Annotated in this window: 3 protein-coding genes; 1 reads left to right on the forward strand and 2 read right to left on the reverse strand. The window is 69.3% G+C overall.

Annotated elements, in window-relative coordinates; translation table 11 throughout:
- The coding region (locus A5777_RS11860; protein WP_231895034.1) for an HpcH/HpaI aldolase/citrate lyase family protein at nucleotides 1-511 on the reverse strand (511 nt) is incomplete at its 3' end.
- Nucleotides 512-1735: 1224 nt separating this feature from the next.
- Nucleotides 1736-2998, reverse strand: a complete 1263-nt coding sequence (locus A5777_RS11870; protein ID WP_064862788.1) for a DUF3068 domain-containing protein — start codon at nucleotides 2996-2998, stop codon at nucleotides 1736-1738.
- Between the two features lie 104 nt (nucleotides 2999-3102).
- Between A5777_RS11870 and A5777_RS11875 the strand changes: the two genes are divergently transcribed.
- Nucleotides 3103-4446 (forward strand): acyltransferase family protein, encoded by a 1344-nt coding sequence (locus A5777_RS11875; RefSeq protein WP_064862789.1) that lies wholly within the window; start codon nucleotides 3103-3105, stop codon nucleotides 4444-4446.
- Nucleotides 4447-5300 lie beyond the last annotated feature (854 nt).

The following is a 5300-nucleotide window of genomic DNA, read 5'->3' on the forward strand; positions in this document are numbered from 1 at the left end:
TACCGAACGCCAGTCGGAAGGTGCCCTTCGCCGACGCGATCTCGCTGATGCGCTCGAGTCCGCGTGCCGTCTCGACCAGCGCGACGATCGGCACGTCTGGGAGCCGCTTGGCGGTCTCGGTGACGTGGTCGACGGACTCGACCATCGCGAGCATCACGCCGCCGATCGGGGTCTTCGAGAGCGCCTCGAGGTCGTCGGCCCACCACGGGGTGCCGAAGCCGTTGACACGCACCCAGTCGCCCGCGCCGCCCGGAAGCGGGTTGCCGTCGGGGCCGGTGCCGGGATCGCTGGTCAACCATTGGACGACATTGTCGCGCGCGGTGAGCTTGTCCTTGGGAGCGACAGCATCCTCGATGTCGAGCACGACGATGTCGGCGCGCGACCGCGCGGCGTGTGCGAATCGATTGTGCTGAGCGCCGTTGACCAACAGCCAGCTACGTGCGAGAACCGGGTCGATGCGAAATCCGACGTCGGTGCTCTCGACGTCGGTCTGCGTGTTCTGGTCATACATCGCTGTCCATCGTTTCACACCGGAGAGGCACACTTGACCATATGGTGCGTTCCCCCGTCGTCGGCCGCTTACCCGGGGGCATCTTCGATGCGGTCGGGTGGGTTGCCGTCGGTTCGATGCTCGCCAACGTCTGCGCCTACGCCGTTCATCTCGGTGCGGGTCGCTGGTGGCTGACGCCCGCGGAGTACGGCGAGCTGGCCGTCGCGCTCTCGGCACAGTTGGTGCTGACCGTTCCCGCGCTCGCGCTGCAGGCGGTGGTCGCTCGCGAAGTGGTTCACGGCCGCGATGACCTGCGGATACGTGCTCTCACACTGCGGTGTTCACTTGCCGTGGCGGTGCTGGCGGTCATCGCCGTCCCGGTGGTCTCCGCGGTCGCGTCGACGTCGTGGACGCTCACCGCGGCAGGACTGGCGGCCGCGCCGCTGCTGACCGTCGTCGGCGGTGGTCAGGGTGTGCTGCAGGGACGTCGACGTTTCCGAACGCTCGGAGTCGTCCTCGCGGCGGTTGGGGTGGTTCGCTCTGCTCCGACGATCGCGGCACTCGCCGCGGGCGCCGGACCGACCGGAGCACTGCTGGCCGGCACGGTGGGGACCGCGGTGGCCGCCGCCGTCGTGTGGGGTCTCGCCGGCGCACGCATGCCCGCCGGGAGCGGCGCGTCTGGTGCAGGCCTGCCGGGTGCCGGACTGTCCACCGTCGTCCGGGCGTCGCAGGTGCAACTGGTGCTCGTGGTCGCGGTCTCGCTCGACGTCCTGCTCTCGCGCACCGTCCTCGACCCGCGTGATGCGGGCGTCTACGCCTTCGGTGCCATTGCGACGAAAGTCGCCTTCTGGTTGCCGCAAGCCGTCGGAGTCGTGTTCTATCCGCAACTGGCCGACCCGGCTTCGTCCGGCCGGTCACTGCGGCAGGCGGTCGGGGTGGTCGCCGGCATCGGGTTGGTGATCACTGTGCTCGGCGCGCTCGCCGGACCACTGCTTCCGGTGCTGATCGGCGACGACTACCGACAGCTGACCGACCTGCTCGGACTGTTCGCCTTCACCGGCGCGGCGTTCGCGGTGCTACAGGTGGCGCTGCTCGCGGCCATCGCGCACGACCGCACCCGAATCTCGGTCCTCGCCTGGCTTTTCCTCGCCATCGAGGCGGCCGCGATCCTTCTCCTCGGGCACAGCGTGATACGCCTCGCTGTGATCGCTGCCGTCGCGGCTACCGTCTCTGCGGTCACGACAACTATTGTGGCTCTTCGTTTTTCGCATCGGACTCCGGATCGTCGTGCCTCCGACGGTGCGGTTGGTCGTCGCGCGTCCGACGGCGCGGCCGGTGATCGTCGACCCAGCGCTGCCACCGACCAGGGAACGTGAGCAGCGCACCCGCGATCAGCGCCAGCACGCCGACGATGCCCGCGATCAGTGGCACCACGCGACCCCAGATGGTGACGGGTCCGGCGAGCGACGCCGCGTCGTCGGCCATCGTGCGCTTCGTCGGGGCGTCGAAGCCGAACGTCGCGCGCAGGTTGGTGAGCGCGACACCGGAGTCTGGGCCATCAGAACCGGCAACGCGGTAGGTCTGTGCGACGTCGACGCGTTCGTCGAGGATCACGCCCGTCGCGGCGTCGACCGAGATGTCCCACTTCGCCCGATGGTGCAGTGTCGCGGTGATCTGCCGGTTCGGGTCACCGTCGGAGATGCCGAACCACGACGCCGGTCGCGTGATGCGCGTGGCCGGGGTACCCGAGGGGGTTCCGGAGCCGATGGCGGCGAGGTCGGTATCGGGAATCTCGGCGCGGTACCGGATCGCGGTGCGGCCGCCCACCTGGGACTCCCCGGCGTCGACGAGGGGGACGGTGCGACGCGTGGTGACGTCGAAGTACCGCGCGCCCGACGTCGGCGGATCGAAGGGCAGCACGTAGGTGTAGCCACGACGATCCGGCGCCTGGACCGGTGCGGAGTTGCTGTCGTACTGGATCTCGGAGTTACCCCGCGTTCCCCCGACGGCCCCGAGATCGGGCAGCGCGGAGTGACGGTTGAGCGTGACGCGGTCCCGGACCGCCGACACCGTCGGCGAGGTGCACGCGTCGGCACCCTCGGTGGGTGCGACCTCGCTGCCCGGTCGCGCGGCGTCGGACTCGGATTCCTTCCCGTCGAGCCAGATGCGGTCGGCCTGCACCGATGCGCCGGCCTGCAGCGTGACCCGTCGCGAGTCGGCGGGACGTACCGCCACGACGCGTTGCTGGCGCACGAGGGTCGCGTCGAGGACACGTGCGCGCGGGGTGTTCAGCGAGCAGCGGTCGAGGATCTGCGCGTGCTCGTCGTCGGACATGCCTGCTGTCGACACCGTGGTCTGGTCGGTGCTGAGCGGGATGGTGCGGAGGCGGTCGACGAACAGCGTCGGCAACGCGATGGTCACCGCGATCAAGAAGGCGCCGAGAAAGATGAGAGTCGGCCCGATGAGGTCGGCCGTGCTGAAACGGCTCGGGTTCCGGGCCTGCGACATGGGCACGACACTACTGTTCGCCTGTTGTTCGCCTCTCGGGTGTCGGTTCGGGTGTCGGTTCGCTGGCCGGATACGCGCCGCGCGATGGCCCGTATCCTGGCCTGATGCCAGACCCATCGACGACGCAGAGCGCCCCGTCGCCGAGTCGACCGGCGCCCAGGTTCTTTCCGCAGCTCGAGGGCATGCGCGCGGTGGCTGCGCTCGGGGTGCTCACCACGCACGTCGCCTTCCAGACGGGTGCCGTCGCGCTTCCGGTGCTCGGCCCGATCCTCGGCAGACTCGACCTCGCGGTCGCGCTGTTCTTCGCGCTGTCGGGGTTTCTGCTGTGGCGGCCGTGGGTGGCGAGCGCGCACGGCTGGTCGAGTGCGGGCCGGTCGGCTCACGCGGCGCACCCGCCGATACGCCGCTATCTGCGCCACCGTGTGGTGCGGATCTGGCCCGCCTACCTCGTCGTCGTGGTCGTCGTGTTGACTCTGCTGCCCGAGGCGCAGGGAGCCGACGCGACGGTGTGGTTCGCCAATCTGACGCTCACGCAGGTCTTTGTGCCGCTGTCGCTGACCGCGGGTCTGACCCAGATGTGGAGCCTCTCGGTCGAGGTCGCGTTCTATCTCCTGCTCCCGATCCTCGGCTTCGCGTTGTTCGCACTGCGCGGCCGCAGCGTGTCGGCCCGTATCCCCGTGCTGCTCGCGCTCGGTGCGGTGAGCCTGAGCTGGGGATGGATCGCCGAACTGCTTCCGACACCCGACGGCGTCGAACCGACCAACTGGGTGCTCGGACATCTCCCGTGGTTCGTCGCGGGCCTGGTGCTCGCCGAGGTCGCGGGCGCCGACGAACTGGGCCAGCCGACTCGCTTCACGCGGGTGGTCGCGGCGGTCGGCGCACGACGCAGGCTCATGCTCGTCGTGTTCGTCGTCGCGTACGGGCTCGCGTGCACACCAATCGCGGGCCCGACGGGGCTGGGAGTTCTCGCGCCGTGGCAGTTCGCCGTGAAGATGGCGCTGGGTGCGATCTGCGGTTTCACGCTGCTCGCCCCGCTGATCTGCTCGGATGGTCGGGCGGGAGTGCTGGCCAGGGTCTCCGACCGCCCGTTCCCGTTCCTGACCTCGCCGGCAATGCTCGCGCTCGGGCGGTGGTCGTACGGCATCTTCATCTGGCACGTCGCCGTACTCGCGGTGGTGTTCGGGCTGTTCGGGATCGTTCCGTTCACCGGCCACACCGCAGTGGTCTGGATCATCACCGCGATCCTCAGCATCGGGATCTCGGCGGCGAGTTACGCCTTCATCGAGGAGCCGTCGCGCAACTGGCTGCGCTCTCGGGAAGCGCGGCGTCGAGGAGCGACACCTGCCGCGCGCAGCCAGCGAAAAACCGTGTCTCGCCACGACTCCGGCACGGCCGAGACGAGCGCCGAGAAGACAGTGCTCGCTACCGCGACGAACGCGGGAAGCTGAACCCACCACGCGAATCCGTTGTATCCGGACTCGGCATGCCACGGAGCCGCTGCGAGTCCGACGGTCGCCACAAGCATCGCCACAAAGGTCAGTACCACCCGCGCTCTCGGGCTCAGCGCCGCAACGGCTGCGCCGACGACGACGGAGATCGCAAGACCCCACCACCCCGCCAGTAGCCAGGACGCCGCCAGCCAGCCGGCACCGGCACACGCACACGTCGCGAGCGGCGTCGACGACGACTCGACGGTCGGCTCTGGTGCCGTCTCGGGTTCTCGTCGCGTGCGGATCGGCCATAGCGCAAGAACGAAAAGCACTGCGAGCAAGACGAACCCGACGAGCAGGGCCCAGCGGTAAGGCGTGTCGTAGCGGAACTCGAGAGCGACGGTTCCCGACGATCCGGCCGGAACCTCCCACCCCTGCTGCCAGCCGTTCACGACGACCGGCCGCAGCTCGGTGCCTCCCAGTCGCGCAACCCATCCGGGATTCTCGCTCTCGGGAACGACGAGGAGCCGCGCGGCGTCGGCGGCGTCGATTTGTACCGAACGCGACGTCGAGGCCCAGGTGAGGACGTGTGGCTTCTGGGTCGAATCCGGCTGTGTGGCGGAGGTATTCGACGCTGCTGCGGTACCGTAGCCGCCGCCTGCGTCGAGCCCGACGGTGTCGACGGTGAATGCGGTGCCCGGATTCGCCGAGAGTTCCTGCTCGCCGGCACCGAGACCTATGGTCGGCGTGCAGGGCTGTGCGACGACCGGCTCGCCTCTGCGCAATGCCCCGGCCGTCGTCTGGATCTGCATGCCGACCACCTGGCCCGACACCGTGATTCCCACACCGCCGTTACAGCCAACGGAGATCGG

Origin of the sequence: Gordonia sp. 852002-10350_SCH5691597, from assembly GCF_001665715.1 — a bacterium.
Lineage (GTDB): Bacteria > Actinomycetota > Actinomycetes > Mycobacteriales > Mycobacteriaceae > Gordonia > Gordonia sputi.